This window comes from Allobosea sp. P1_B10 (genome assembly GCF_056406735.1).
This window is the reverse complement of the sequence record NZ_JBFTZP010000001.1, coordinates 472,005-491,829: the sequence shown is the minus strand read 5'-3', so window position 1 is coordinate 491,829 and position 19,825 is coordinate 472,005. Positions and strand designations below refer to the sequence as shown.

34 protein-coding genes and 1 pseudogene are annotated in these 19,825 nt (G+C 64.1%); 11 read left to right on the top strand and 24 right to left on the bottom strand.

The genetic code is table 11. From position 1 onward, the window contains the following. Window positions 1-84: 84 nt before the first annotated feature. The 7 genes from AC1D2L_RS02535 to sugE all read left to right on the top strand — a co-directional run bounded on the left by AC1D2L_RS02535 (window position 85) and on the right by sugE (window position 4,852). On the top strand, window positions 85-630 hold the full coding sequence (locus tag AC1D2L_RS02535; protein ID WP_476844657.1) for a ubiquinol-cytochrome C chaperone family protein: 546 nt from the start codon (window positions 85-87) through the stop codon (window positions 628-630). Continuing rightward, a complete protein-coding gene (locus AC1D2L_RS02530) occupies window positions 620-1,180 on the top strand; it encodes a YceD family protein (RefSeq protein WP_476844233.1) in 561 nt (186 codons plus the stop codon). Before AC1D2L_RS02535 ends, AC1D2L_RS02530 begins: the two co-directional genes overlap by 11 nt. Window positions 1,181-1,295: 115 nt before the next feature. After that, complete coding sequence (gene plsX / locus AC1D2L_RS02525) at window positions 1,296-2,375, top strand: phosphate acyltransferase PlsX (protein WP_476844232.1); 1,080 nt, start codon at window positions 1,296-1,298, stop codon at window positions 2,373-2,375. Window positions 2,376-2,387: 12 nt separating this feature from the next. After that, window positions 2,388-3,365: a beta-ketoacyl-ACP synthase III gene (locus tag AC1D2L_RS02520; protein ID WP_476844231.1), complete on the top strand. Its 978-nt coding sequence runs from the start codon at window positions 2,388-2,390 to the stop codon at window positions 3,363-3,365. Window positions 3,366-3,552: 187 nt separating this feature from the next. Further along, on the top strand, window positions 3,553-3,867 hold the full coding sequence (locus AC1D2L_RS02515; RefSeq protein WP_476844230.1) for an integration host factor subunit alpha: 315 nt from the start codon (window positions 3,553-3,555) through the stop codon (window positions 3,865-3,867). Continuing rightward, a complete protein-coding gene (locus AC1D2L_RS02510) occupies window positions 3,864-4,427 on the top strand; it encodes a MerR family transcriptional regulator (RefSeq protein WP_476844229.1) in 564 nt (187 codons plus the stop codon). The genes AC1D2L_RS02515 and AC1D2L_RS02510 overlap by 4 nt, the downstream gene beginning before the upstream one ends. A gap of 110 nt (window positions 4,428-4,537) precedes the next feature. Next, window positions 4,538-4,852, top strand: coding sequence for a quaternary ammonium compound efflux SMR transporter SugE (sugE, locus tag AC1D2L_RS02505; RefSeq protein ID WP_476844228.1), 315 nt, complete (start codon window positions 4,538-4,540; stop codon window positions 4,850-4,852). Window positions 4,853-4,859: 7 nt separating this feature from the next. Here sugE and AC1D2L_RS02500 read toward each other — a convergent pair whose 3' ends face one another. Then, entirely contained in the window at window positions 4,860-5,030 is a 171-nt protein-coding gene (locus AC1D2L_RS02500; RefSeq protein WP_476844227.1) for a hypothetical protein, read from the bottom strand. Between the two features lie 163 nt (window positions 5,031-5,193). Here AC1D2L_RS02500 and AC1D2L_RS02495 point away from each other — a divergent pair, with 163 nt between their 5' ends. Next, window positions 5,194-5,697 carry a YciE/YciF ferroxidase family protein gene (locus AC1D2L_RS02495; RefSeq protein WP_476844226.1) on the top strand — a complete coding sequence of 168 codons (504 nt, stop codon included), beginning with the start codon at window positions 5,194-5,196 and terminating at the stop codon, window positions 5,695-5,697. A gap of 56 nt (window positions 5,698-5,753) precedes the next feature. On the opposite strand, the gene AC1D2L_RS02490 is transcribed toward AC1D2L_RS02495, so the two are convergent. Continuing rightward, window positions 5,754-6,704, bottom strand: a complete 951-nt coding sequence (locus tag AC1D2L_RS02490; RefSeq protein ID WP_476844225.1) for a LysR family transcriptional regulator — start codon at window positions 6,702-6,704, stop codon at window positions 5,754-5,756. Window positions 6,705-6,769: 65 nt separating this feature from the next. Continuing rightward, window positions 6,770-7,201, bottom strand: coding sequence for a DoxX family protein (locus AC1D2L_RS02485; RefSeq protein ID WP_476844224.1), 432 nt, complete (start codon window positions 7,199-7,201; stop codon window positions 6,770-6,772). Window positions 7,202-7,404: 203 nt separating this feature from the next. Here AC1D2L_RS02485 and AC1D2L_RS02480 point away from each other — a divergent pair, with 203 nt between their 5' ends. Then, a complete protein-coding gene (locus AC1D2L_RS02480) occupies window positions 7,405-8,337 on the top strand; it encodes a ring-cleaving dioxygenase (RefSeq protein WP_476844223.1) in 933 nt (310 codons plus the stop codon). A gap of 71 nt (window positions 8,338-8,408) precedes the next feature. Beyond that, window positions 8,409-9,032 (top strand): alpha/beta hydrolase, encoded by a 624-nt coding sequence (locus tag AC1D2L_RS02475; RefSeq protein ID WP_476844222.1) that lies wholly within the window; start codon window positions 8,409-8,411, stop codon window positions 9,030-9,032. Between the two features lie 25 nt (window positions 9,033-9,057). On the opposite strand, the gene AC1D2L_RS02470 is transcribed toward AC1D2L_RS02475, so the two are convergent. The 4 genes from AC1D2L_RS02470 to AC1D2L_RS02455 form a co-directional block, all read right to left on the bottom strand. Next, entirely contained in the window at window positions 9,058-9,282 is a 225-nt protein-coding gene (locus AC1D2L_RS02470; RefSeq protein WP_476844221.1) for a hypothetical protein, read from the bottom strand. Between the two features lie 102 nt (window positions 9,283-9,384). Next, window positions 9,385-9,741 carry a hypothetical protein gene (locus AC1D2L_RS02465; protein ID WP_476844220.1) on the bottom strand — a complete coding sequence of 119 codons (357 nt, stop codon included), beginning with the start codon at window positions 9,739-9,741 and terminating at the stop codon, window positions 9,385-9,387. Window positions 9,742-10,564: 823 nt separating this feature from the next. Then, a complete protein-coding gene (locus AC1D2L_RS02460; RefSeq protein WP_476844219.1) occupies window positions 10,565-10,900 on the bottom strand; it encodes a MerR family transcriptional regulator in 336 nt (111 codons plus the stop codon). Window positions 10,901-11,407: 507 nt separating this feature from the next. Then, window positions 11,408-11,737: a hypothetical protein gene (locus tag AC1D2L_RS02455; protein ID WP_476844218.1), complete on the bottom strand. Its 330-nt coding sequence runs from the start codon at window positions 11,735-11,737 to the stop codon at window positions 11,408-11,410. A gap of 366 nt (window positions 11,738-12,103) precedes the next feature. Here AC1D2L_RS02455 and AC1D2L_RS02450 point away from each other — a divergent pair, with 366 nt between their 5' ends. Continuing rightward, on the top strand, window positions 12,104-12,502 hold the full coding sequence (locus AC1D2L_RS02450) for a DUF805 domain-containing protein (protein ID WP_476844217.1): 399 nt from the start codon (window positions 12,104-12,106) through the stop codon (window positions 12,500-12,502). 262 nt (window positions 12,503-12,764) lie between these two features. On the opposite strand, the gene AC1D2L_RS02445 is transcribed toward AC1D2L_RS02450, so the two are convergent. The 17 genes and pseudogenes from AC1D2L_RS02445 to AC1D2L_RS02365 all read right to left on the bottom strand — a co-directional run bounded on the left by AC1D2L_RS02445 (window position 12,765) and on the right by AC1D2L_RS02365 (window position 19,763). Next, window positions 12,765-13,928 carry a tyrosine-type recombinase/integrase gene (locus tag AC1D2L_RS02445; protein WP_476844216.1) on the bottom strand — a complete coding sequence of 388 codons (1,164 nt, stop codon included), beginning with the start codon at window positions 13,926-13,928 and terminating at the stop codon, window positions 12,765-12,767. Between the two features lie 32 nt (window positions 13,929-13,960). Further along, a pseudogene (locus tag AC1D2L_RS02440) lies at window positions 13,961-14,122 on the bottom strand (helix-turn-helix domain-containing protein); the annotation flags it as partial. Window positions 14,123-14,136: 14 nt separating this feature from the next. After that, window positions 14,137-14,436 carry a hypothetical protein gene (locus tag AC1D2L_RS02435; protein ID WP_476844215.1) on the bottom strand — a complete coding sequence of 100 codons (300 nt, stop codon included), beginning with the start codon at window positions 14,434-14,436 and terminating at the stop codon, window positions 14,137-14,139. Then, window positions 14,433-14,624, bottom strand: a complete 192-nt coding sequence (locus tag AC1D2L_RS02430) for a hypothetical protein (RefSeq protein ID WP_476844214.1) — start codon at window positions 14,622-14,624, stop codon at window positions 14,433-14,435. Before AC1D2L_RS02430 ends, AC1D2L_RS02435 begins: the two co-directional genes overlap by 4 nt. Next, window positions 14,621-14,956 (bottom strand): hypothetical protein, encoded by a 336-nt coding sequence (locus AC1D2L_RS02425; RefSeq protein WP_476844213.1) that lies wholly within the window; start codon window positions 14,954-14,956, stop codon window positions 14,621-14,623. The genes AC1D2L_RS02430 and AC1D2L_RS02425 overlap by 4 nt, the downstream gene beginning before the upstream one ends. Before the next feature lie 76 nt (window positions 14,957-15,032). Continuing rightward, entirely contained in the window at window positions 15,033-15,365 is a 333-nt protein-coding gene (locus AC1D2L_RS02420; RefSeq protein ID WP_476844212.1) for an HNH endonuclease signature motif containing protein, read from the bottom strand. Continuing rightward, window positions 15,362-15,913 carry an HNH endonuclease signature motif containing protein gene (locus AC1D2L_RS02415; protein WP_476844211.1) on the bottom strand — a complete coding sequence of 184 codons (552 nt, stop codon included), beginning with the start codon at window positions 15,911-15,913 and terminating at the stop codon, window positions 15,362-15,364. Before AC1D2L_RS02415 ends, AC1D2L_RS02420 begins: the two co-directional genes overlap by 4 nt. Further along, window positions 15,910-16,242 (bottom strand): hypothetical protein, encoded by a 333-nt coding sequence (locus AC1D2L_RS02410; protein ID WP_476844210.1) that lies wholly within the window; start codon window positions 16,240-16,242, stop codon window positions 15,910-15,912. The genes AC1D2L_RS02415 and AC1D2L_RS02410 overlap by 4 nt, the downstream gene beginning before the upstream one ends. Next, window positions 16,239-16,415 carry a hypothetical protein gene (locus AC1D2L_RS02405; protein ID WP_476844209.1) on the bottom strand — a complete coding sequence of 59 codons (177 nt, stop codon included), beginning with the start codon at window positions 16,413-16,415 and terminating at the stop codon, window positions 16,239-16,241. Before AC1D2L_RS02405 ends, AC1D2L_RS02410 begins: the two co-directional genes overlap by 4 nt. Beyond that, window positions 16,412-17,050, bottom strand: coding sequence for a lambda exonuclease family protein (locus AC1D2L_RS02400; RefSeq protein WP_476844208.1), 639 nt, complete (start codon window positions 17,048-17,050; stop codon window positions 16,412-16,414). Before AC1D2L_RS02400 ends, AC1D2L_RS02405 begins: the two co-directional genes overlap by 4 nt. Further along, window positions 17,043-17,642, bottom strand: a complete 600-nt coding sequence (locus tag AC1D2L_RS02395; protein WP_476844207.1) for a 3'-5' exonuclease — start codon at window positions 17,640-17,642, stop codon at window positions 17,043-17,045. Before AC1D2L_RS02395 ends, AC1D2L_RS02400 begins: the two co-directional genes overlap by 8 nt. Then, window positions 17,639-18,391: an ERF family protein gene (locus tag AC1D2L_RS02390; RefSeq protein ID WP_476844206.1), complete on the bottom strand. Its 753-nt coding sequence runs from the start codon at window positions 18,389-18,391 to the stop codon at window positions 17,639-17,641. Before AC1D2L_RS02390 ends, AC1D2L_RS02395 begins: the two co-directional genes overlap by 4 nt. Beyond that, the gene (locus AC1D2L_RS02385; RefSeq protein ID WP_476844205.1) at window positions 18,388-18,585 is read right to left on the bottom strand and encodes a hypothetical protein; all 198 of its coding nucleotides are present in this window, start codon (window positions 18,583-18,585) and stop codon (window positions 18,388-18,390) included. Before AC1D2L_RS02385 ends, AC1D2L_RS02390 begins: the two co-directional genes overlap by 4 nt. A 59-nt stretch (window positions 18,586-18,644) precedes the next feature. Further along, window positions 18,645-18,926 carry a hypothetical protein gene (locus AC1D2L_RS02380; RefSeq protein ID WP_476844204.1) on the bottom strand — a complete coding sequence of 94 codons (282 nt, stop codon included), beginning with the start codon at window positions 18,924-18,926 and terminating at the stop codon, window positions 18,645-18,647. Further along, window positions 18,926-19,258: a hypothetical protein gene (locus AC1D2L_RS02375; RefSeq protein WP_476844203.1), complete on the bottom strand. Its 333-nt coding sequence runs from the start codon at window positions 19,256-19,258 to the stop codon at window positions 18,926-18,928. The genes AC1D2L_RS02380 and AC1D2L_RS02375 overlap by 1 nt, the downstream gene beginning before the upstream one ends. Continuing rightward, window positions 19,258-19,461 carry a hypothetical protein gene (locus AC1D2L_RS02370; RefSeq protein ID WP_476844202.1) on the bottom strand — a complete coding sequence of 68 codons (204 nt, stop codon included), beginning with the start codon at window positions 19,459-19,461 and terminating at the stop codon, window positions 19,258-19,260. Before AC1D2L_RS02370 ends, AC1D2L_RS02375 begins: the two co-directional genes overlap by 1 nt. Beyond that, window positions 19,461-19,763: a hypothetical protein gene (locus AC1D2L_RS02365; RefSeq protein ID WP_476844201.1), complete on the bottom strand. Its 303-nt coding sequence runs from the start codon at window positions 19,761-19,763 to the stop codon at window positions 19,461-19,463. Before AC1D2L_RS02365 ends, AC1D2L_RS02370 begins: the two co-directional genes overlap by 1 nt. Between the last annotated feature and the right edge of the window lie 62 nt (window positions 19,764-19,825).

Below are 19,825 nucleotides of genomic sequence, written 5' to 3'. Positions count from 1 at the left end.
CCGCTTGTCAAATAGGTAACGCTTGGCGTAACGCCCGAGGATGGCTTTGGCAAGGCAAGGACCCTTCGGGGAGATCGGCGCGTGATGTTCGGCCTGTTCGGCAAGAAGCGGGAGGACCGTCTCGCACCGGTGAATGCGCTGTTCGCGCGTGTGGCGGAAGCCTCGCGGCGTCCGGGCTTGTACATGGCTGGCGGCATCCCGGACACCTTCGAGGGGCGCTTCGAGTCGCTGACCGTGCACGCTTTCCTGGTGCTGCGGCGCCTGCGCGAATTGCCGGCCCCTGCGGCCGATCTCGCGCAGGAACTCGTCGACGCCTGCTTTGCCTATCTTGAACTTGGCTTCCGCAATGGCGGTATCAGCGACATCGCCGTGCCCAAGCGCATGAAGAAGATTGCCAAGAGTTTCTACGGCCGTATCCAGGCCTATGAGGCGGCGTTGACATCGTCCGAGCCCGGGGCGCTGCTCGAAGCGCTGCGGCGCAATGCCAGCCCCGGCGAGGGCGCCGTCGTGCTGGCTGACTTCGTGGAGCGTGCAAGGAACCAGCTTGCCGGCTTCGATCTCGACACCATCCTCGCTTCCGAGGAGCTATTTCCGGCTATTGCCGATGCGGAGACCCGTCATGACGCTTGATCCGAGCGCACCATTGCCGCTGAGCCATCCGGTCCGCGTCGAGGACATCAAACTGCGCGGGAGCCATATCATCGTCCGCGCGCAGCCAGCTGACCTGCCGGCCATCGCCGCGCATCTCGGCCTGGCCTCGCTGGAGACGCTGGAGGCGCGCTACGTGGCCTCACGCAGCGGCGACACCGTGAAGCTCGAGGGCACGATAGTGGCCAGGTTGCACCAGAGCTGTATCGTCACGCTCGAGGCATTTCCTGTCGAGCTCGAGGTCCCCGTACGCCTCGACTTCGCGCCGGAGGAGGAAAGCCGCATCGCCGCGCGCCGGGCCGAGGATGACGATCACGGCAAGATCGACGTCGAGGTCATGCTCAACGAGGCCGACCCGCCGGAGCCGATCGTCGACGGCATCATCGATCTCGGGACCGTCACGCTCGAATTCCTGGCGCTTGGCCTCGACCCCTATCCGCGCAAGCCGGGCGTCAGTTTCGAGGCTGCCCCGGCCGATGCGGGCGTCGAATCACCCTTCGCGGCGCTCGCCAAGCTGAAACGCGGCGAATGATCGCGATAGTAGCCCGCGCTTCGGCTTGCGGCGGCGTCTCAAGTCGCTATTGTCCGGCCCGCGTCAAACCGTACCAGATCGAAGGACGGGCGCTCCCGGGATCAGCCGAAAATCCATGACACGACCGGTTACAATCGCACTCGATGCGATGGGCGGAGACCACGGCCCATCCATAGTCATCCCCGGCGCAGCCTTGACGCTGGAGCGCCGCCCCGACGCGCGCTTCGTGATCTTCGGTGACGAGGCGCAGGTGTTGCCTCTGCTGGAGGCTCATCCGAAGCTGAAGGCCGTCACGACCTTCCATCACACCGAGGTCTCGGTGAAGATGGACGACAAGCCGAGCCAGGCCCTGCGCTATGGCCGCTACAAATCCTCGATGTGGCGCGCCATCGACGCGACCAAGATCGGCGAGGCCGATGTCACGATCTCGGCCGGCAACACCGGCGCGCTGATGGCGATGTCGAAGTTCTGCCTGAAGTCGATGCCGCAGGTCGACCGCCCGGCCATCGCCTGCCTCTGGCCGACCGTACGCGGCGAGAGCGTCGTGCTCGATGTCGGCGCGACGATCGGCGCCGACGCCCGCCATCTGGTCGATCTCGCCGTGATGGGCGCCGCCATGGCGCGCGTCGTATTCGACCTCGACCGTCCGACGGTTGGGCTGCTGAACGTCGGCGTCGAGGAGATCAAGGGCGTCGAGGCGGTCAAGGAAGCCGGCCGCATCCTGCGCGAGGGCAACTTCCCGCATATGAGCTATCACGGCTTCGTCGAGGGCGACGATCTCGGCAAGGGCACGGTCGACGTGGTGGTGACTGAGGGCTTCACGGGCAATATCGCCTTGAAGACCGCCGAGGGTACCGCGCGCCAGATCAGTTCCTATCTGAAGGCTGCGATGAGTCGCTCGCTGATGGCCAAGATCGGTTACCTCTTCGCCCGCGGCGCCTTTGCGGCGCTCAAGGACAAGATGGACCCGCGCAAGGTCAATGGCGGCGTCTTCCTCGGCCTCGAGGGCATCGTCATCAAGAGCCATGGCGGCACCGATGCCGAAGGCTTCGCAAGTGCGACCGAACTCGGCTATGAGATGGCCCGCGAGGACCTGATGGCGAAGGTTCGCGAAATGGTGGCCGCATCCGCGCTCCAAGAGGCGGCGACGATGCAAGAAGCCGCGGCGGCGCAGCAGGCTGCGCGAGCCGAATAGGGAAATCCGGTCTTGTCCATTCTGCGCTCTCAGATCGTCGGTTGCGGCTCCTATCTGCCCGCCCGCATCGTCACCAATGCCGAACTCGCCGAGCGGGTCGACACCACCGACGAGTGGATCATCCAGCGCACCGGCATTCGCCAGCGCCATATCGCGGGCGATGACGAGGCGACCTCGGTGCTGGGCCTGAAGGCCGCGCAGGCTGCCCTCGCCGATGCCGGCATGGCAGCCGACGAGGTCGACATGATCATCGTCGCGACGGCGACACCCGATCACACCTTCCCCGCGACCGCTACGCAGATCCAGGCCGCGCTCGGCATCTCCAATGGCGTCGCCTTCGACCTGCAGGCGGTCTGCTCTGGCTTCGTCTTCGCGCTCGCCACTGCCGACAAGTTCCTGAGCTCGGGCGCCGCCCGGACCGCTCTGGTCATCGGCGCCGAGACATTCTCGCGCATTCTCGACTGGGAAGACCGCACCACCTGCGTGCTCTTCGGGGACGGCGCTGGCGCCGTCGTGTTGAAGGCCGCGCCGGGCGAGGGAACCCTGGCGGACCGCGGCGTACTGGCGACACATATCCGCTCGGACGGTCGCTACAAGGACAAGCTCTATGTCGATGGCGGCGCCGGCTCGACCAAGACGGTCGGCTTCCTGCGCATGGAGGGCAAGGAGGTCTTCCGGCACGCGGTGACTAATCTTGCCGAGACGGTGCGTCATACCTTTGCGCAGACGGGACTGACCGGCGCCGATATCGACTGGTTCGTGCCCCACCAGGCGAATCGCCGGATCATCGATGCCACTGCCGACAAGCTCGGCATCAGTCATGAGCGTGTCGTGGTCACGGTCGACAAGCATGGCAACACGTCTGCGGCCTCGATCCCGCTGGCGCTGGCGGAGGCGCATCGCGATGGCCGTATCAAGCCTGGGCAACTGGTGCTGATCGAGGCGATGGGTGGTGGCTTCACCTGGGGGTCGGCGCTCATCCGTTGGTAGGGCCCCAAGCCGAATTTCCATCGATTTTTCACATTTTTGGGCAGGTTTTCTGCCAATTTCGCGAAGCGTAGCGATTCGTCGCCGCTTCTAGGATTGACCCGCGCAGCGGCTGCGCCTAGCGTTCGCCATCCATAATGGCGAAGGGCAGGCGATATGCCGCCAGCCAATAACGCCTTGGAGGATACTAATGGCGGGGCAAACGGTTACTCGCGCTGATCTATGCGAGGCTGTCTACCAAAAGATTGGCCTGTCGCGGACGGAGTCGTCGAAGCTTGTCGAGTCTGTACTCGACGAGATTTGCGACGCGGTTGCGCGTGGCGAGAACGTCAAACTGTCCTCGTTCGGGTCATTCGTGGTAAGAGACAAGGGTGAGCGCGTCGGGCGCAATCCCAAGACGGGTGTCGAGGTTCCGATCGAGCCGCGTCGTGTTATGGTATTCAAGCCCTCGAATGTGATGAAGTCCCGTATCAACGGACAGTCGGGCGAGGGTGAGGACGAGTGAGCCTGGAGTTCCACACCGGCAACGCTGAGGCCGAATTGGACACCAAGAGCGCAGACGCTTTCCGGACCATCAGCGAGGTCGCAGACGACCTCGATATACCCCAGCACGTGCTCAGGTTCTGGGAGACGCGCTTCACCCAGATCAAGCCGCTGAAGCGCGGCGGCGGCCGGCGCTACTATCGCCCTGACGATGTCGCGCTGCTGAAGGGTATCCGCCGGCTGCTTTACGGCGAAGGCTATACGATCAAGGGTTTGCAGCGCATCCTCAAGGAGCAGGGGCCGCGCCATGTCCAGGCGATCGGCCGCGGCGCGCCGGTCGGTCCGCGCATGGGCGATGGCGCAGCCGCGACGCCCGGCGCCTCGGCTGACGGCTTTGCCCCAGTCGCCTCGGACTACAGCGATGATGCCATGCCGCGCGAGCAGGCCTTCGCCGGCCGTCAGCAGCCGCCCGAGGGCCTCGACGACCTGACCGTGCTCTCGGCCGTCATCGCCGAACTCGGCGAGTGCCGCCGCCTCCTTCGCAGCGCGCTGGAGCCCCAGCCTATGGCGGACGGCGCCTGAGCCCTTGATATCGGGCCCGCGCGCTATAGATCGCTAGAGGGGACGACCCCGGCGAACAGCCCTGTTTCCTGGCGTGGACGACCTCGCCGCCTCATCGCGGGAGTGCGGTCATGGCTTGGTTCTATCTGTTCATCGCCGGCTTGTTCGAAGTCGGCTGGGCCATCGGCCTGAAATACACCCATGGCTTTACGCGGCTGATTCCGACGGTCCTCACCGTGGCGAGCATGGTGGTCAGCCTCGGCCTGCTGGGCCTTGCCCTTAAACACCTCCCGGTGGGAACCGCCTACGCCGTCTGGACCGGGATCGGGACGATCGGCACGGCCGCCCTCGGCATCGCCCTGCTGGGAGAGCCCGCGACCCTGATGCGGCTGGCCTGCATCAGCCTCATCGTCGCAGGCATCGTCGGCCTCAAGCTGGCCGCCTGATGAGGGCTCAGCGGCGGTGAAAGGCCTCGGGCCAGTAGCCGCCGCGTTCGAGCGCGACGACCAGCACGATTACGGCCAGCGTCACCACGATCGTCGTGAGCTTGGCATTCCAGGGTACGCCGCGACCGATCAGCCAGATCAAGGCGAGGCCGGCGAGGAGGGGAACGAAGATTTCCATGGCGCGAGCTTAGCAGAGGCCGGGGACGGGGTCAGCCCAACGGCAGCACGCTCATCATTTCGGGGGAACCGCTGCGGGCTCCGCTCGTTGACGGGGCAAGGGCAGCGCGCGGCTTTAAGCCTGCGCCGGGCTGCCCGCCACAAACCAATGAAAGGAGCAAGCGATGGGCCTGTTCTCCAAGGATATCAAGACGATGGACGATCTGTTCGTCCACACGCTCCAGGACATCTACTACGCCGAAAACCAGATCTACAAGGCGCTGCCGAAGATGATCGAGAAGGCCAGCGATGCCGGCCTCAAGCAGGGGCTCGAGGCTCATCGCGGCGAGACCGCCGGGCACATCAAGCGGCTCGAGCAGGTCTTCAAGCAGCATGGCCAGGAGGTCAAGGCGGTGAACTGCCCGGCCATCGACGGCATCCTCGAGGAGGCCGACGACGTCACCGGCGATATCGCCGACAAGCGGGTGCTCGATGCAGCGATCATCGCCTGCGCGCAGGCTGTCGAGCATTACGAGATCACGCGCTACGGCACATTGGCCGCCTGGGCCAAGCAACTTGGCCGCGAGGATTGCGCAGCGCTGCTCCAGGCCAATCTCGACGAGGAGTTCGCGGCCGACAGCAAGCTGTCGAACCTTGCCGAAAGCACGGTGAACCGCAAAGCCGCCTGATTGCTCGGGCTCATCTCTGTCGTCCGCGTCGGCACTGCCGGCGCGGATTTTTCACGTTAGCCCTGGCGCGGCGAGATCGCCTGGTCGCCTTCGATCAATGGCTTCATCCGGCCGATCTCGGCGGTGATGTAGTCCAGGAACAGCCGCACGCGCGGAGAGTGCCTGAGGTCGGGGTGAGTGAGCAGCCACAAATCGGCGGAGAAGCCCGGATCGGGCGCCGCCAGCCGTGTAAGCCCCGGCCGGGTGTCGGCGATGAAGCATGGCAGAAAGCCGATGCCCACGCCGGCCTCCACCGCCTCGGCCAGGCCCAGCACCGTGTTGACCTTATAGACGATGCGCTCCGGCGCGACATGCTGGGCGAGATAGCGGACGGCCTTCAGCATCGTGAACTGGTCGCCCATCGAAACCCAGTTGCGCGCCCACAGTGTTTCGAGCGCTACATCGCAGGCTTCCGGGAAATCGGCGATGCGGCCATACAGCGCCCAGGCTATCCGCGCCGCACGCCGCCCCACCAGCGTCTCCGGCGGGTTGTCGGTCGCCCTGATCGCGACGTCGGCATCGCGCTTGGACAGGTTGAGCGACTGATTGCTGAGCAGGATGTCGAGCCGGATATCGGGGCATTGCCCAAGGAAGCCCGCGAAGACAGGCGTCAGCAGGTCGACCAGAAGCGTGTCGTTGGTTGTCACGCGCAATTCGCCCGCGGGCTTGATCTCCTGGCCGGCGAGGCGCAGCGCAAACGCGCTGATGTCGGCGTCGACGCGTTCTGCCAGCTGCGCCATCTCCTCGCCCGCCGGCGTCGCGACATAGCCGCTGCGATGGCGCTCGAACAGTTTCAGCCCCAGCGCCTCCTCGATCTGGCCGAGCCGGCGGAACACGGTGGAATGGTTCAGCCCCAGCGAGGTTGCCGCTGCCGGCAGCGCGCGCGTGTCCGCGATGGCCTTGATCAGCCGGAAATCGTCCCAGGCAAGCGACTTCATCAGGTTCGTCATCGCGGCACCTTCGGGCATGGCTTCGCCGCCATCAAGGCGAAGCCCGGATGGCGGCGAAAAGAATTCAGCCTGTCGATCGCGTGTCAGGCCGAGGCGGAGGCGGTGGTGCCGGCAAAGCTCTGGCGAGGCGAGGTCACGGCGAGCGCGCCGTCCCCGATCAGGCTGTGGGCCAGCGCGGTCAGCGCCATGAAGGCAGGATATTCCCAGCCGCCATTCGGGGCGTTGAAGACCCAACCATTGGGAGCATGCACGGCCAGGGCGCCAAGCAGGACCGGCAGAAGCAGGAGCGAGACGAAACGGCCATGGAAGCCGACCAGGATGGCGAGGCCGCCGAAGAACTCGGCCAGAATGATGGGCCAGGCGAGGAAGGCAGGCAGGCCGACCTGACCGAGGAAGCCGGCAAACCCGGCCGGGGTGAACACGACGACCTTGAGATAGGCGTGGGCGATGAACATCAGGCCAAGCGCGACGCGCAGGCCAAGGGCACCATAAGGGGCGAGGCGGTTGTCGATCATGGGTGAAACTCTCCAAAACGGGACCGGGCTGGTCTTGAGCCAAGAGATTGATCCGATCTTAGCGCAATGCAAATTGTGAGATACCAAGATTATCATTGCGTGGCGGCAATGTCTGGACTCTGGCGCTTTTGATCCGGCGGCACGATCTTCCGGTCCATCGAGGCAACTGCCTCACCCACTCCAGTGCGGAGGACATCGTCATCATGCAGATCAACGGCATCCACCACGTCACTGCGATCTCCGGTCCAGCGCGTCGCAATCTCGACTTCTATGGTCGGGTGCTGGGGCTGCGCCTGGTCAAGAAGACCGTAAACTTCGACGATCCCGGTACCTATCACCTCTATTACGGCGATGCCGCAGGGACGCCCGGATCGATCCTGACCTTCTTCCCCTGGGAGCATTCCGCTCCTGGCAGGCTCGGTGTCGGCGAGACGCAGGAGACCGTCTTCCGTGTTCCCGCCGGCTCGATCGGCTACTGGGCGCACCGCCTTGTCGAGCAGGGCGTGCCCCATGACGCCCCGATCAAGCGCTTTGGCGAGAGCGTGCTGGCTTTCCGGGATCCAGACGGAATGCGGCTGGCCCTCGTCGGCCTGCCCGGCATCGAGGATGAGCCGGCCGTGGCTGGCGGCGATGTGCCGGCCGAGCATGCGATCCGCGGCTTCCACAGCGTCAGCCTGCTGCTGGACGATGCGGCGGCAACGGGCGCGATCCTGAGCGATGTGCTTGGCTTCAGGGAGATCGCACGGGAAGGCACGCTGGTCCGCTACCGCGCGGATGGAGAGGCCCTCGGCAACGTCGTCGACCTCAGGGTCGCAGGCGGCTTCCTGCCTGCCAGGCAGGGCGCAGGCTCCGTCCACCACATCGCGTTCCGCGCTGCCGATGACGCGGCGCAGACCGAGATGGTCCGGCGCCTGTCGGAGAACCATGGCATCCGCGCCACGGAGCAGAGGGACCGGAATTATTTCCGCTCCGTCTACTTCCGCGAACCCGGCCGGGTCCTGTTCGAGATCGCGACCGACGCTCCGGGCTTTGCGATCGACGAATCCGTCGAAACGCTCGGCCAGGCGCTGAAGCTGCCAGCCGGTCTGGAAGCCCAGCGCGCCCGGATCGAGGCAATCCTGCCGGCCCTGTCCTGACGAAAAGCCCTGCCCGCCGCAACGCGGGCAGGGCGCTTCGCAACATCACGAGTTCTGAAAGGAGACGATCGATGGCTGCCATCGCGACCACCGACTTCATCCATGTCTTCGAGCCCGGCGCCGACGACAAGCGCGCGCCGCTGCTCCTGCTTCACGGCACCGGGGGCGACGAGCGCGACCTGCTTGGGCTTGGCCGCATGGTCTCGCCCGGCGCAAGCCTGCTCTCGCCGCGCGGAAAGGTGCTGGAGGGCGCGATGCCGCGATTCTTCCGACGGCTGGCCGAAGGGGTGTTCGACGAGGCCGATCTGATCAGCCGTACGCACGAACTCGCGGATTTCATCGAGGAGGCCCGGCGGACCTACAACCTCGCGGCGCCTGTCGCACTCGGCTTCTCGAACGGGGCCAATATCGCAGCGAGCCTGCTCATGCTGCGCCCGGAGGTCCTGGGTGGAGCAGCCCTGCTGCGCGCGATGTCGCCCTTCGCAAAGCCACCAGCGATGGCTGCGCTCGCCGGCAAGCGTGTGATGATTGTCTCCGGCGCGCTCGATCCGATCATCCCGGCGAGCGACGCGGAGCGCCTGGCGCGCGATCTGGCGGCTCGCGGCGCCGAGGTCGATCATCGCATCCTGCCGACAGGCCATGGCCTGTCGCAGGGCGATGTGGGCCTGCTGCGCAGTTGGATCGACCAGGCCTGAGTCTGCGCAAGGTCCGGCTCGCGGCTCAGGTCTCGGCTGCGACCTTCTTCTTGCTGGCCTTCGCCTTTGGCGGAGCAGGTGGCTCGGCTGCCTGCTTCGCCAGGCGGAGCGCTTTCAACGCCTCGATCTTCTTGCGGGCAGCAGCCTCGTCCGCGGCGATGCGGCCGCTGGCTTTCTGCTTCTCGCGCGGAGCCTCCTGGATGCTGTGCACATCGTGCCACGCGCGCGGCCCACGATCTTCTCCTCGCATCTGTCTCTCCCTCTAAACGCCCCGAGGAAGCTTACGCGCGAAATTCGGAGGATACGAGCGCGATTGCGCAGCGCAGAAGGAGAGGGCAATAACGGCGCATCGCTAGCGGATATCGGTCACGGTGCTTGCGTCCTGGCTCGTGCCCGCTCGTCCGGAAGATGGGGGGCCGAACAGGGCCAGGATCCGCTCTGCGGACCAAAGGTAGCGTTCCCAGGCCCGTTGCTGGCAGGGCATACCGCCGGTGGCTCCCGGCATGACGCATTCGTCGGGATCGCCGGGGCACAACTCCCTCGCCAGCGCCTCGCGGCTGAGTTCGGAGACACTGCATCGGCGCGCGAATTCTGCGCGCCACCAGAAGTCATCCTGTGCTGTCTCGGGCTTCTCGAAGTCGTCGCTTTCCCCCTGCAGCCACTGCAGCGCGCCAACGGGAACCAGTGTCCACTCTTGCAGGCCAGCCACGATATGCGTCCTCGGACGAGAGCCGGGCGGCTGACACGCAATCACGGCCATGACAGCCTCGGCCGCCATATTAACATGGCTGCACGGCGGCTCGGACCCAGCCACTCGAACTAGGTCCCCGACGCCTGTGGATGCGATTGGATTGGGATCCCCGGAGACAACCGAGGCTGGAATTCAGACGGTCCGCAGCCTGCCCGTTGAAGTTGCCGCCTCTCTCGCCGCCTCCAATCGGCGCTCAACGCCAAGGGAAGGCTGGGCCGGGGTCTCATTCGAGATCACGAGCACTAATCTGCGCGTCTCGGCTTTGGCTGCCAGCGCGGCTGCCATCTCACGGCGCAGCGCCTGTCTTCGGGCGAGTAGAGACAACCTGACGCCGCGCATGATCGTTCCCCAGTCGAATTTTGGGGGACACTCACGTCTTGCCGAGGGCAGTGCACCTCCCAATTGGGAGGTAGGACGCACTTTTGTCCCGGCGGGCGGATCCGCGGACGAGATGTTCAGAACGCGAAGCCCGCACCGACCGCGCAACGTGTATGCGCACTGGCCGCCGCAACAAGCCCGTCGGAAGTTCTTGCTACTGAATGGATGGCTTCGAACAGGCCTGGCTCTTGTGCCAGGGCAGGTCTCCGCACTTGTCGCACCCTCCGAGCAACGCGGCCGCGCCGAACAATGCGATGACGACAAGAACGCGCTTCATGACAAGTCTTTCTGCAGAGCAGCCCGTAAGCAGCAATAGGCGCTTGACGTGCGCAGGGGCAAGTCGGGCGCCTACAGCGCCATCTCAGCGAGCGCGATCGTCAGAACGCGTCCAACATGGATATGGCTAGGCTGCGCCACCAGGCTCCTGCGCAATCTCCTGTTCGAGACTGGCGATGGCCTTGTCGATTTCTGCGCGTTCCAGATGCAGGAATTCGATCTGGTTGAGGATCTGCTCGCGCGGAAAACCGTCGCCATCGAGCGCGCGCTTGATTTCTTCGATCGTGAAGTGCTGTGCGCGTCTCGCGACGATCGTGGCAAGAATCGCGCGATCGCTCTCAGAATAGACGCGCTTGGACTGGGCGTGCCGAGGGCTTAGGAGCCCCCTGTCCTCCCAGAACCGGATGGCTCGTACCGTGAGTTGGAATTCATCGGCCATTTCGCTTATCGTATAGGTGGCCATATGTCTCTCGGCTCAGGGCAGGGTCCACGCTAAGAAATGACGTTATCGTGTCATTTCTGTGCCCGGAAATAGACGGGATTCGGTCTATACATGTTGATTGGCTGCGGAGCAAAATTTGAGCCAAACGTTGCCCTGTCCCATGGGTGAGCAGCGAGGCCTGCCCCAACGCCCACGCCTCCGCACCGGCCGAAACGGCGCCGGCCAGCTACGTCACGCTGCGCTTGGCTTCCCAATAGGCGTAGCAAAGCGCAGCGAAGGAGATGATACCCAGCAGGGAGAAGATGTTGTTCATGTCGGCCTCGGCTTCGTGCCGCATTACTCGCCGACTCGCGCTAAGATTCCGCTGAGGCAATCGATCAAATCCGAGGCATTGCAGGGGCTCTCGGGTTGAGGAGAGCGGCCCTTGTGCCGGAGCGCGCCCGCAGTGCGCTATGCGGCAGTAATCGGGCTCCGCGGGCCTGTGCCTGCGGAGCCCTTGCTGTCCGGACTGGCCGGATGCCTCGGTGATCAGGGCCGGAACGTGAAAGTCGAAATCTCGCAGACGTTAACCCGCTTCTTGATCAACTCGGCGCCGCTCTCGAAGACGCCCTTCAGGTCGAACAGGCATTTGCCGGTGCCATCGTCGATGTCGGCCTCGAAAGACTCGCCGTCGGCGATCACGTCCTTGTCCAGCATGTCCTCTTCCCAGCTGTTCTCGTTCGTCGTCGAGGCATAGAAGTGCGTCAGCGTCTGACCGGTCTTGTTGACGATGTCGACCTTGCGGTTTGCCGCCGCCAGCGGCGAAGCGAGCAGGATGGCAGCAGCCAGAGCCGCGAGGAGCGGGCGGGTGATAGGCATGGTCGATTTCCTGGAGGCCAGATCGCGAATGCGATCTGCAGCGTCGGTCTGGTGCGCCAATCTTGCTGATCCCGCAACGGCATCCGACGCGTTTATCCCGCTTCGTTTGCGTCATGGCCGGCGTTGCGCGGTATCCTTTCAGTTCAGTCGCATCCACGGGGTGCATACTGGCCGGCGGGATGATCCCTGTTGCATCGATCGCTGCTCCTTCCCCCAGTTAGAAACCCGCGGGTGGGGCGCTTCTTCTTGAGCGCAAGCAAACCTGTTCGGAGCAGCGGAAGTCAGCGCTTTTTCTATGCATTGACGGACCTTGTATGGTGATGCACACGCTCCGCAGTGCAAATTTCAGCACCTCGGAAACCTCCCATGTCAAGATTTCTATTTTCGACCGATGGCCGCATCGGGCGCGGAAAATTCTGGTCCGCAATCCTGTATTATTTAGGGGCGGCTGTCGCTGTATCTATAATATTCACGATTCTTTGGCAGATCATACCGGGCACTTACACGGAAGATGATGGATATAATGTCACGGGAGCGAGGTCGATACCGTATTTGGTTCTCGGGTTCGGGTATATTATCTTTTGTGTGTGGTCCGGCATCTGCATTGGCGCCAAGCGCTATCACGATCGGGGCAAGTCTGGCTGGTGGATGTTGATTCAGTTCGTTCCGTTCATCGGAAGTCTTTGGTACTTCATTGAAGCCGGCTGCTTGAAGGGCACCGTGGGGCCAAATCGCTTCGGTCCCGATCCTCGGGCTTCGGTCTAGGCCCGCACGGGCTGCCGTTGCTCGGATCGATCCGCAGCAAACATCGATCGGGCCGGCCACCCTGCGGGGTGGGCGGCCTTGTTGATTCCGGGCCGTGAAATTGCGGATGGTTCGGGTTGCAGACCGATGCGCCATGCACACCGCAAACGACAACGGCGCCCGAAGGCGCCGTTTTCAAGATCGTCGATCTATTCGAGGTGTTTAATGGTCGGAGCGAGAGGATTCGAACCTCCGACCCCTTGTCCCCCAGCAATGTGTTCCATCATTTCACTGCCTTGTTTTCATTCGGCTTTTGAACCTCGGTGGGCTCAATGCGGGGGCTAGCAAGGGGGGTTGCGTCGAGAGCGTTGCGGACGTCGTCTTCCGATGCGTGCGCGTAAAACTTGCTCGTCGTCGAAACGTCGGCGTGTCCGAGCGCCTTCTGAGCGGCCTTTAGGTTGCCGGTCTGACGAATGATCCGGGTCCCCGTTGTGTGACGGAGGCCGTGGAATGTCAGGTCGATCTTCAGCGCCTCGGCCGCCCTTCGCCAGGCAATCTGCAAGCCGTAGTAGGTGACCGGGTACCGGACGCCCAACACGCGTCTGTTCTTCGACCGGCGGCGCAGCGGGAACGTGAAGACCCACGTCTCGTCCTGCCCCTGGCAGGCGCTCAGGATCGCCCGCATGTCGCGAGACAGAGGCATGGTGTGGATACGGTCTCCCTTCTGCCGCACCTTGAGCCTTCCGCCTTCCCAATCGATCGACGACCATTTCAGGATGCAGTTGTCCAGCCGCAGGCCACTCGCCAGCGCGAACATGGCGGCTTCGCGATAGCCATCCGTCAGATGGAGGTGCACACGCTGCTGATCGGCAATGCTCAGTTCCGCAACCTGTTCGCCCGGCTCCGCGAGCTTGTGCTGTTTCCAGTCCGGCTGGCTGTTGAAGCGGATTTTCCATTTGTCCCGAGCGTGCGTGTAGATCTTACGCAGGGCTTCGGTGGTCGAGCGGTTGACCGTGGACGGCTTGACGAGAGGGGCGGGGTCGCCGTTCTTGAGCTTGTCCCGGCCCTTGATACGCTGGCCGCGCCGCTGCGCCACCCACTCCGTGATGTCAGGATCGGTGATGTCGTCGAGCTGACGATCGCCGCCGAAGTGGTCAATCATGCGCTCCAGGTAGTTCCAACTCGTGTCCGAGTTCTTGTTGTGCTGGCCGACCTCGTTCCACCAGCGCGCGGTAGCTACGCCCAAGGTCATCGGGCCTTCGCCCTTGAAGGCAGCGCGGGCGGCGTCCTCACGCTCCGCGTCGCGCTCGGCCTGCTTCTTTACGCGGGTTTGGACTTTAAGAGCTTCGCGCTTATCCGCTGTCTCCGTAGTTGCTCGAAATCGATCGCCACGGAACTCGAAGTCGTAAACGTAGTGGACCGCGCCTTTCGGCTTGTAGACGGACATGGCAAGGCCTGCCTTCGCGATGCAGCAATGAAATCGTCCAGATCGGACCTATGGAAACGCATGGCGCGGCGCTTGTCACCGCCTGACATGTCGATCCACTTGAGCTTCCCGCCCGCGACTAGATCGCGCAGCCGTGTCTCGCCTATGCCCAGGTACCGGGCCGCCTCAGCGAGCCGGAGCAGGACTGTCTCCATCTCCACCGCGCCTCTCATGGTGAAGTCGATTTTGGGGTGGCATCCGCGAGTGTCCGAGCCTGCTCAGCAGCGACGAGATCGCGGCCCGCTGCTGTCGCGCAGTAGCCGCTGCCGGCCATCTCGCCTTCATCGGTCCACAGGCCCCTGCCAAACGCGGCAAGCCCTTTGCGAGCAAGAGCCCGAGCGGTGCGGCGTACCTGATGGCGTTCGAGGCCGGATTTTTGGGCAAGGTGAGCAAAGCCGAGGTAGGCGAAATCCTCGCCGCACCCGGCCAGCGCCTGCAAAGCCTTCCATTCGCGTTCGCTGGTTCTCACGGCGCACGTCCTTCCAACGAGGCATCGCCGTGTATCTCGTCTTCCTTGGTCTCTGTCTTGATGGGCTCTGGAGAGCGGAAGAGGCCTGAGATCAGGACGACAACGACGTGCAGCACCATCAAAGCGACGAAGCACCAAGCCGCCTGCGCTGGCGTGATGACCGGGGCGTGCCAGTTGAACCAGGTCATGCGCTCACCCGATCGCTGGAGGGGTTGAGCATCGCCTGGAACACGCTGATGTCAGTCTTGCGCTCGACGACGGGGCGGAAGCGGCGCGGGTCGAAACCGGCCTCGCCCAGCATTATGCACGTCTCCACCCGGAGCGGCCGGCGAAGTTCCTCCAGCCAAAGCGAGTTCGGCATTGGGTCGGCGGGGTGCCGACGGCCGACGCGACGCACTGTGTAGACCGCGCCTTCCGTCAGACCGTCCAAGTCGCCAATGCCGTTAAATCCCGGCGGCATGTAGCGAAGATGCGGTTCCGCATCCAAGCACACGACTTTCTGCCCTACATAGAACGTCATGAAATCCTCCTTGGCAGCGGTGTTTTTGCTTCGGAAAGCGGCGCAGAGGCGCGGCGCTGGGGTGGGGATGGCTCGGTCATCGTGCGACGACGCTGCCGTCGAGCTTCTTCTTCCACTTGCTGTCTCGGGAGCAGGCAAAGGTTGAAGGCTTGCGAGCCCCGATATGCTTGGCGTGCTGCCGCTTGGTCTTGGCTATCCGAGGGATGTCCTGTGTGTAGGTCTTCACCTCATCGCAGGCCGTGCAGATGACCTGACAGTTCTCAAGCGTAGGCTCGCCACCGAGGAAATCGGGGAGGATGTGGTCGTAGCGAAACTTGCCGACGCTCAACCGAGCGGTGCACTTCTCGCAGTGGCCACCGGCCCGTTTGAAGGCGAGCGCGCGGGTCTTGTTGTCGAACTCGCGCCTCATGCTGCATCCCTCTCCGGCTCGTTGAAGACGACGCCGTGCTGCGCGAAGCGAAACGCATGGCCGTTGTGGTAGCGCGCTTTCCCGGAGCAGCACCGGCTGACAGACCCGCTATCCGTGGCTACGCCCGCTCGGATGGCATCGAGCGCGCACGCGAACGCCGTTTCTTCGCCCGTCGCGAGATTCGTCGCGATGATCGCCTTGCTCGTGGGATGCTTCCCGGAGACCACTCCTTTGCACCAGCCGACCCGGCCAAGGTCGCGGTAAGCGTGCCGCTGGTTCTCTGAGGGCGATACCCACTCTAAGTTCTCGGCGCGGTTGTCCGTCTTGACGCCGTTCTTGTGATTGACGACCAGACCAGCCGCGAAGCCATCGACGAAGGCCAGAGCCACCAGCCTGTGAATGTTGTGCTTCTTCCTGCGAGCGCCCTGGACCTGCGCGTAGCCGGTACTCAGGACGAAGGGTTTCAGGACCCGCAATGCCGATCGGGCGCGGCCGAGCGAGCTGACCTCAAGATTGGTGTCGATGCTCTGTTTCCATACCTCGATCATGACGCGAGCCTCATCTCTGCGCGGGCGGTCGCGTTCTCGCTGGACCACTCCTGGAATTTCATCCGAATGAACTCGAGATGGACCCGCTTCATCTCCGCCTGCTCGCGCGCAGCGACCATCTTGGCGATGTAGTCGGACCACTCGTCGGAGGCCTTCACGGCCATCTCGGCTCGGCTGACCGGCATGTCGCCAAGCGCGGCCATGCGCTTCGCCAGCGTGGCTGACTTGCACTCTTCGAGCAGATCGGCGGCGGCCTTCAGTGCCACGTATTCCTTGGCGACGAGGCGGTATTGCTCCGACCAGGGGAGGTTCGAGACGGGCCCGCTCATCGTGCCAGCCCCCGCCAGTGCTCGCGGGCCCCCTCGATGATCGAGGCCGCATGAGCCGGGAGCGCGCTCTCAATCGTCTCCCGGTTCGCTGCAACCCACTCGACAATATCCGAGCGGGTCTGAGCCATGCGGGCCGCCTCAGCGCAGACGTTGGCGATCTGGGAGGAGGTCATGCCGCCTCCTGCTGCGCGTAGAGCGCATTCAGGGCGTCGACCTTCACGTCGATCTCAGCGAGGAAGGTGCGGGCGTCGGCTTCGAGCGCGGCAATAGCGGCGTCGTCGCGCTCGCGGCGCTTCACGAACATGCTCATGTGCGGAGGCAGGCGCGGGTCGTAGGAGATGAAATCGCAATACCGCCGGCCAGTGCAGGCCATCTGCCAGTCGATCTGCTTGACGTATTCCTCGGGGATCTCCTGCGCGAGCAGGGTGTCTACGTGGGTGGACGTGCTGGGGCATTTGATCTCGACCAGCCCATTGTCGCCAACGAGGCCGTCAGGGCTCGCGCCGGCCATGGCGATGGTCGGGTGCTCGACGAACGCGATGAGTTCGACATCGACGCCGCGATAGAACTCGTAGAGGGCGCGGGCCTGCGGCTCCTGCTCATTGCCCCAACGCATCAATTCGTTCTGGTATTTTTCGACGACGAGGCCGGTTAGCCGCTCCGCGATCAGCTCGCCAAGATAGGTCGTCCGCTTCGCGCCGGGCTTGCCGGATTTCAGTAGATCCGTTGCATCCGCCACACGGGAGGCGGTCAGCTTGCCAAGCCGCAGCTTCTTCCAGGCTTCAGAGCCCTGTTCGATCTCAACCATCGACGGTCTCCAAGCTCTTGAGGTGGAGATAGACGCGCCGGCACGCGACAACGTCAGCCATGGCGTCGTGCGCGTCGGTCAGAGCCTCGTCGAAGAAGTGACGGGTGCACTCTTCCAGCTTCGGCGGCTTGGGCTTCGTGAAGCCGGCCGCGACCATCCTCTCCGTAGGCGGGAGATTGATGATCGGGGACGCCGCTTCCATCGTGCAGAACAGCGCCTTGCGGAGCGGCATGACCTTGCCGTAGTGGCGGGCGATAGCCGCCTCGATCACGCCCCGGTCGAACTTGATGTTGTGAGCGCAGACGAGATCGGCGCGCTGATAGAGGTGGGTGAACGCGGCTAGGGCGAAATCCGCAGAGACGCCGAATTGCACGGCAATCTCGTTCGTGATGCCGTGGACGGCCGATGCCTTCTCAGGGATGTCGATCACGCCGATGCCGGGGTCGACGATGAAGGAGAAGCCTGCGACCGGGCGCCCGTCGTCCTCGCAAAGCTGCGCGGCCAACTGGACGATGTAGGGTTGGCCGGGGTGATCGACCGGCTCGCGATCCATGAAGAACCCGGTCGTCTCGGTATCGAAGAACAGGATCATGACTGCACCGCCTTGCGGTTCAGCATGTCGAGCGCGCGGGGGAAATCCTTCGCCAGCAGATCGGGGACGCATTCAATCCTGAAGTACTTCAGGAAGACGTCGAGGTTCGACCGGGTCGAAACGATCAGCTTGTTGAGCTGGTCGCACTGGTCGTCGGTGATGACGCTTCGGTCAGCCGACGTGTTGCCGTCGTTGTCCTCATTCTTCAACACGATGTTGAAGATCATCAGCGTGAGATACCGACGCCCGTAGCTCATGGTGGAGCCAAAGGCCTGGATCGGTGTCTTATTGGTCTTGCCCTGCGAACCGGCGCCGTCGCTGGGCAGGTCGGCATGGACAACCTGCTTGTGGCCGCCATGGTGGCCCACGAGGCAGGTCAGGCGATAATGGCCTTCCTTCGGGCAGTCAGCGGGGGAGAACGACAGCGAGAAGCCATGCTTGGTGTAGATCGGCGTGACGGCGTCGCTGATCGTTTCCAGGCGAGCATAGTGCGATTTGGTGTGGTCGTTTTGGGCGTCGCGAGCGACGGGGCGCATTTCCGACTGCGCTGCGCTCATCGCGGCGAGGAAGTCGCGCTCCGCCTGTTCGGCCATCATCTCTTTCCGCATCCGCATCAGCCGTTCCATCTTGTCGATGTCGACGGACTGGTCGCGAGCGGCGCGGTCGATCATCGAAATGACGGAGGCGCTCTCGGAGCGGGGGGCAGGCGGCGCGGCGTCTTCGCGAACGGTGAGGGCTGCTTCGGTCACTGGAATCTCCGATCGGGCAGGGTTGCGGAAAGCTCGGACTGCAGGCGGGCGGTCATGGCCTGGCGCTGTTCGTCGAGCAGGTGCTGGATGGGGCGATGGGTGCGCCGGCGGCGCTCGATCTCAGCGCGGCGCGCGACCTGATCGGGCATGACGACGGCGGTGCGGCGGGCAAGCGCGCGGGCCTCCTTCGCCATCCGTCTGCGGGAGCGCCATGCTGTGAAGCTGGCAAGGGCGCGACGGGCGAGGTGAGCGATCATGAGCGCACCCTCTCGCTTTCAGCGAGCATCGCCTTGGCCGTCCGGTACGATCGCAGTGCGAGGTAGCCATCCACCGAACCCGAGTACCCCTCGGTTTTGGCAGCTTCAGCCAGCTGGGCCGGGTCAGCCGTGACAGTCGCATTCACCCATCCAGCCAGAGCCTGCCCCGCAAACCAGTCGAGAAGGTTCATGCCGGGGGCACCTTCGACTTGATCGCCGTTGCCGTTGTGCTGAGCCGGGAGCGGGAACGCCGGCCCGCCGTCTGTGATGCGCGCCATCAGACCCAAGCCTCCCAGGTGCTGGCGAAGGCTACGGCCGCGCCATAGGCGAAGAGCGCCGCGGTCGCCGCGACATCCCCGACCTTGTCCGCAGCCCATGCGACCATGATCCGGCCGTCATGGGTGGTGGTCTGCCGGACCTCGACCTCGAATGTCTGATAATGCGGGCGCCCATCGGCCCGGCTGCGGTTGAGGTGAGCGCAGATCAATTCGACATCGGCGCGGGCAGAGTGAAACGAGGGCGAGGATGTCTCTCCGCGCGCGACGAATTCCGCGATCACGCGTGCCTCGGTCTCGTCGAGTGCCGGAATGAAGAAGGTGCGGGGCGTCATCAGGCGGCTTCCTTCTGGAAGAGGCTTTCCGCGACGCGCTGGCACGCAAGAGCGCATTCGAGCAGATCGGTTTCACAGATCGGGGCGTCAGCGTTCATGGCCTCGCGCTCGGCAGGAGACGCGAGCCGGTAGGCCTCGCAGATCTCCTTCTCGATGCGGCGGATCTCGTCGTGGACGGTGAGGAGGCGGGATGCGGTGCTCATCAGGCTGCCCTCAGCGAGCGCAGGTGATCGACATAAGCGGCAGCCCGCTCGTCGGGGGCCGTCGCCTGGATCATCGCGTCATGGAGCGGGCTGAACTTGCGGAGCGACTGCAGGGCGATCCATTCGACCATCGCAGCCCAGCGCCAGTCGCCGGCCCGAACCGTCTTGCCGTCGCTCGTCATCTCCTTCAGGTCGAAGAAGGTGCCGTCGGCATCGGTGGCGACCTGCGCGGCGAAGAACCCCGTGAGGATTGTCTCTTCGCCAAGCTCTAGTGTCTCGATCTCGATTGGGAACGTGGACATCGTCTTGCTCCATCTGAGAGCGGGGCTCTCGTTCGATGGGGCGATATTCGCGACAATCGCAA

Coding starts and splice junctions, on each gene's coding strand:
- AC1D2L_RS02535 (WP_476844657.1), top strand. CDS start 85: ATGTTCGGCCTGTTCGGCAAGAAGCGGGAGGACCGTCTCGCACCGGTG.
- AC1D2L_RS02530 (WP_476844233.1), top strand. CDS start 620: ATGACGCTTGATCCGAGCGCACCATTGCCGCTGAGCCATCCGGTCCGC.
- plsX (WP_476844232.1), top strand. CDS start 1,296: ATGACACGACCGGTTACAATCGCACTCGATGCGATGGGCGGAGACCAC.
- AC1D2L_RS02515 (WP_476844230.1), top strand. CDS start 3,553: ATGGCGGGGCAAACGGTTACTCGCGCTGATCTATGCGAGGCTGTCTAC.
- sugE (WP_476844228.1), top strand. CDS start 4,538: ATGGCTTGGTTCTATCTGTTCATCGCCGGCTTGTTCGAAGTCGGCTGG.
- AC1D2L_RS02500 (WP_476844227.1), bottom strand. CDS start 5,030: ATGGAAATCTTCGTTCCCCTCCTCGCCGGCCTCGCCTTGATCTGGCTG.
- AC1D2L_RS02495 (WP_476844226.1), top strand. CDS start 5,194: ATGGGCCTGTTCTCCAAGGATATCAAGACGATGGACGATCTGTTCGTC.
- AC1D2L_RS02490 (WP_476844225.1), bottom strand. CDS start 6,704: ATGCCCGAAGGTGCCGCGATGACGAACCTGATGAAGTCGCTTGCCTGG.
- AC1D2L_RS02485 (WP_476844224.1), bottom strand. CDS start 7,201: ATGATCGACAACCGCCTCGCCCCTTATGGTGCCCTTGGCCTGCGCGTC.
- AC1D2L_RS02480 (WP_476844223.1), top strand. CDS start 7,405: ATGCAGATCAACGGCATCCACCACGTCACTGCGATCTCCGGTCCAGCG.
- AC1D2L_RS02475 (WP_476844222.1), top strand. CDS start 8,409: ATGGCTGCCATCGCGACCACCGACTTCATCCATGTCTTCGAGCCCGGC.
- AC1D2L_RS02470 (WP_476844221.1), bottom strand. CDS start 9,282: ATGCGAGGAGAAGATCGTGGGCCGCGCGCGTGGCACGATGTGCACAGC.
- AC1D2L_RS02460 (WP_476844219.1), bottom strand. CDS start 10,900: ATGGCCACCTATACGATAAGCGAAATGGCCGATGAATTCCAACTCACG.
- AC1D2L_RS02455 (WP_476844218.1), bottom strand. CDS start 11,737: ATGCCTATCACCCGCCCGCTCCTCGCGGCTCTGGCTGCTGCCATCCTG.
- AC1D2L_RS02450 (WP_476844217.1), top strand. CDS start 12,104: ATGTCAAGATTTCTATTTTCGACCGATGGCCGCATCGGGCGCGGAAAA.
- AC1D2L_RS02445 (WP_476844216.1), bottom strand. CDS start 13,928: ATGTCCGTCTACAAGCCGAAAGGCGCGGTCCACTACGTTTACGACTTC.
- AC1D2L_RS02430 (WP_476844214.1), bottom strand. CDS start 14,624: ATGACCTGGTTCAACTGGCACGCCCCGGTCATCACGCCAGCGCAGGCG.
- AC1D2L_RS02425 (WP_476844213.1), bottom strand. CDS start 14,956: ATGACGTTCTATGTAGGGCAGAAAGTCGTGTGCTTGGATGCGGAACCG.
- AC1D2L_RS02420 (WP_476844212.1), bottom strand. CDS start 15,365: ATGAGGCGCGAGTTCGACAACAAGACCCGCGCGCTCGCCTTCAAACGG.
- AC1D2L_RS02415 (WP_476844211.1), bottom strand. CDS start 15,913: ATGATCGAGGTATGGAAACAGAGCATCGACACCAATCTTGAGGTCAGC.
- AC1D2L_RS02410 (WP_476844210.1), bottom strand. CDS start 16,242: ATGAGCGGGCCCGTCTCGAACCTCCCCTGGTCGGAGCAATACCGCCTC.
- AC1D2L_RS02405 (WP_476844209.1), bottom strand. CDS start 16,415: ATGACCTCCTCCCAGATCGCCAACGTCTGCGCTGAGGCGGCCCGCATG.
- AC1D2L_RS02400 (WP_476844208.1), bottom strand. CDS start 17,050: ATGGTTGAGATCGAACAGGGCTCTGAAGCCTGGAAGAAGCTGCGGCTT.
- AC1D2L_RS02395 (WP_476844207.1), bottom strand. CDS start 17,642: ATGATCCTGTTCTTCGATACCGAGACGACCGGGTTCTTCATGGATCGC.
- AC1D2L_RS02385 (WP_476844205.1), bottom strand. CDS start 18,585: ATGGCGAAGGAGGCCCGCGCGCTTGCCCGCCGCACCGCCGTCGTCATG.
- AC1D2L_RS02380 (WP_476844204.1), bottom strand. CDS start 18,926: ATGGCGCGCATCACAGACGGCGGGCCGGCGTTCCCGCTCCCGGCTCAG.
- AC1D2L_RS02375 (WP_476844203.1), bottom strand. CDS start 19,258: ATGACGCCCCGCACCTTCTTCATTCCGGCACTCGACGAGACCGAGGCA.
- AC1D2L_RS02370 (WP_476844202.1), bottom strand. CDS start 19,461: ATGAGCACCGCATCCCGCCTCCTCACCGTCCACGACGAGATCCGCCGC.
- AC1D2L_RS02365 (WP_476844201.1), bottom strand. CDS start 19,763: ATGTCCACGTTCCCAATCGAGATCGAGACACTAGAGCTTGGCGAAGAG.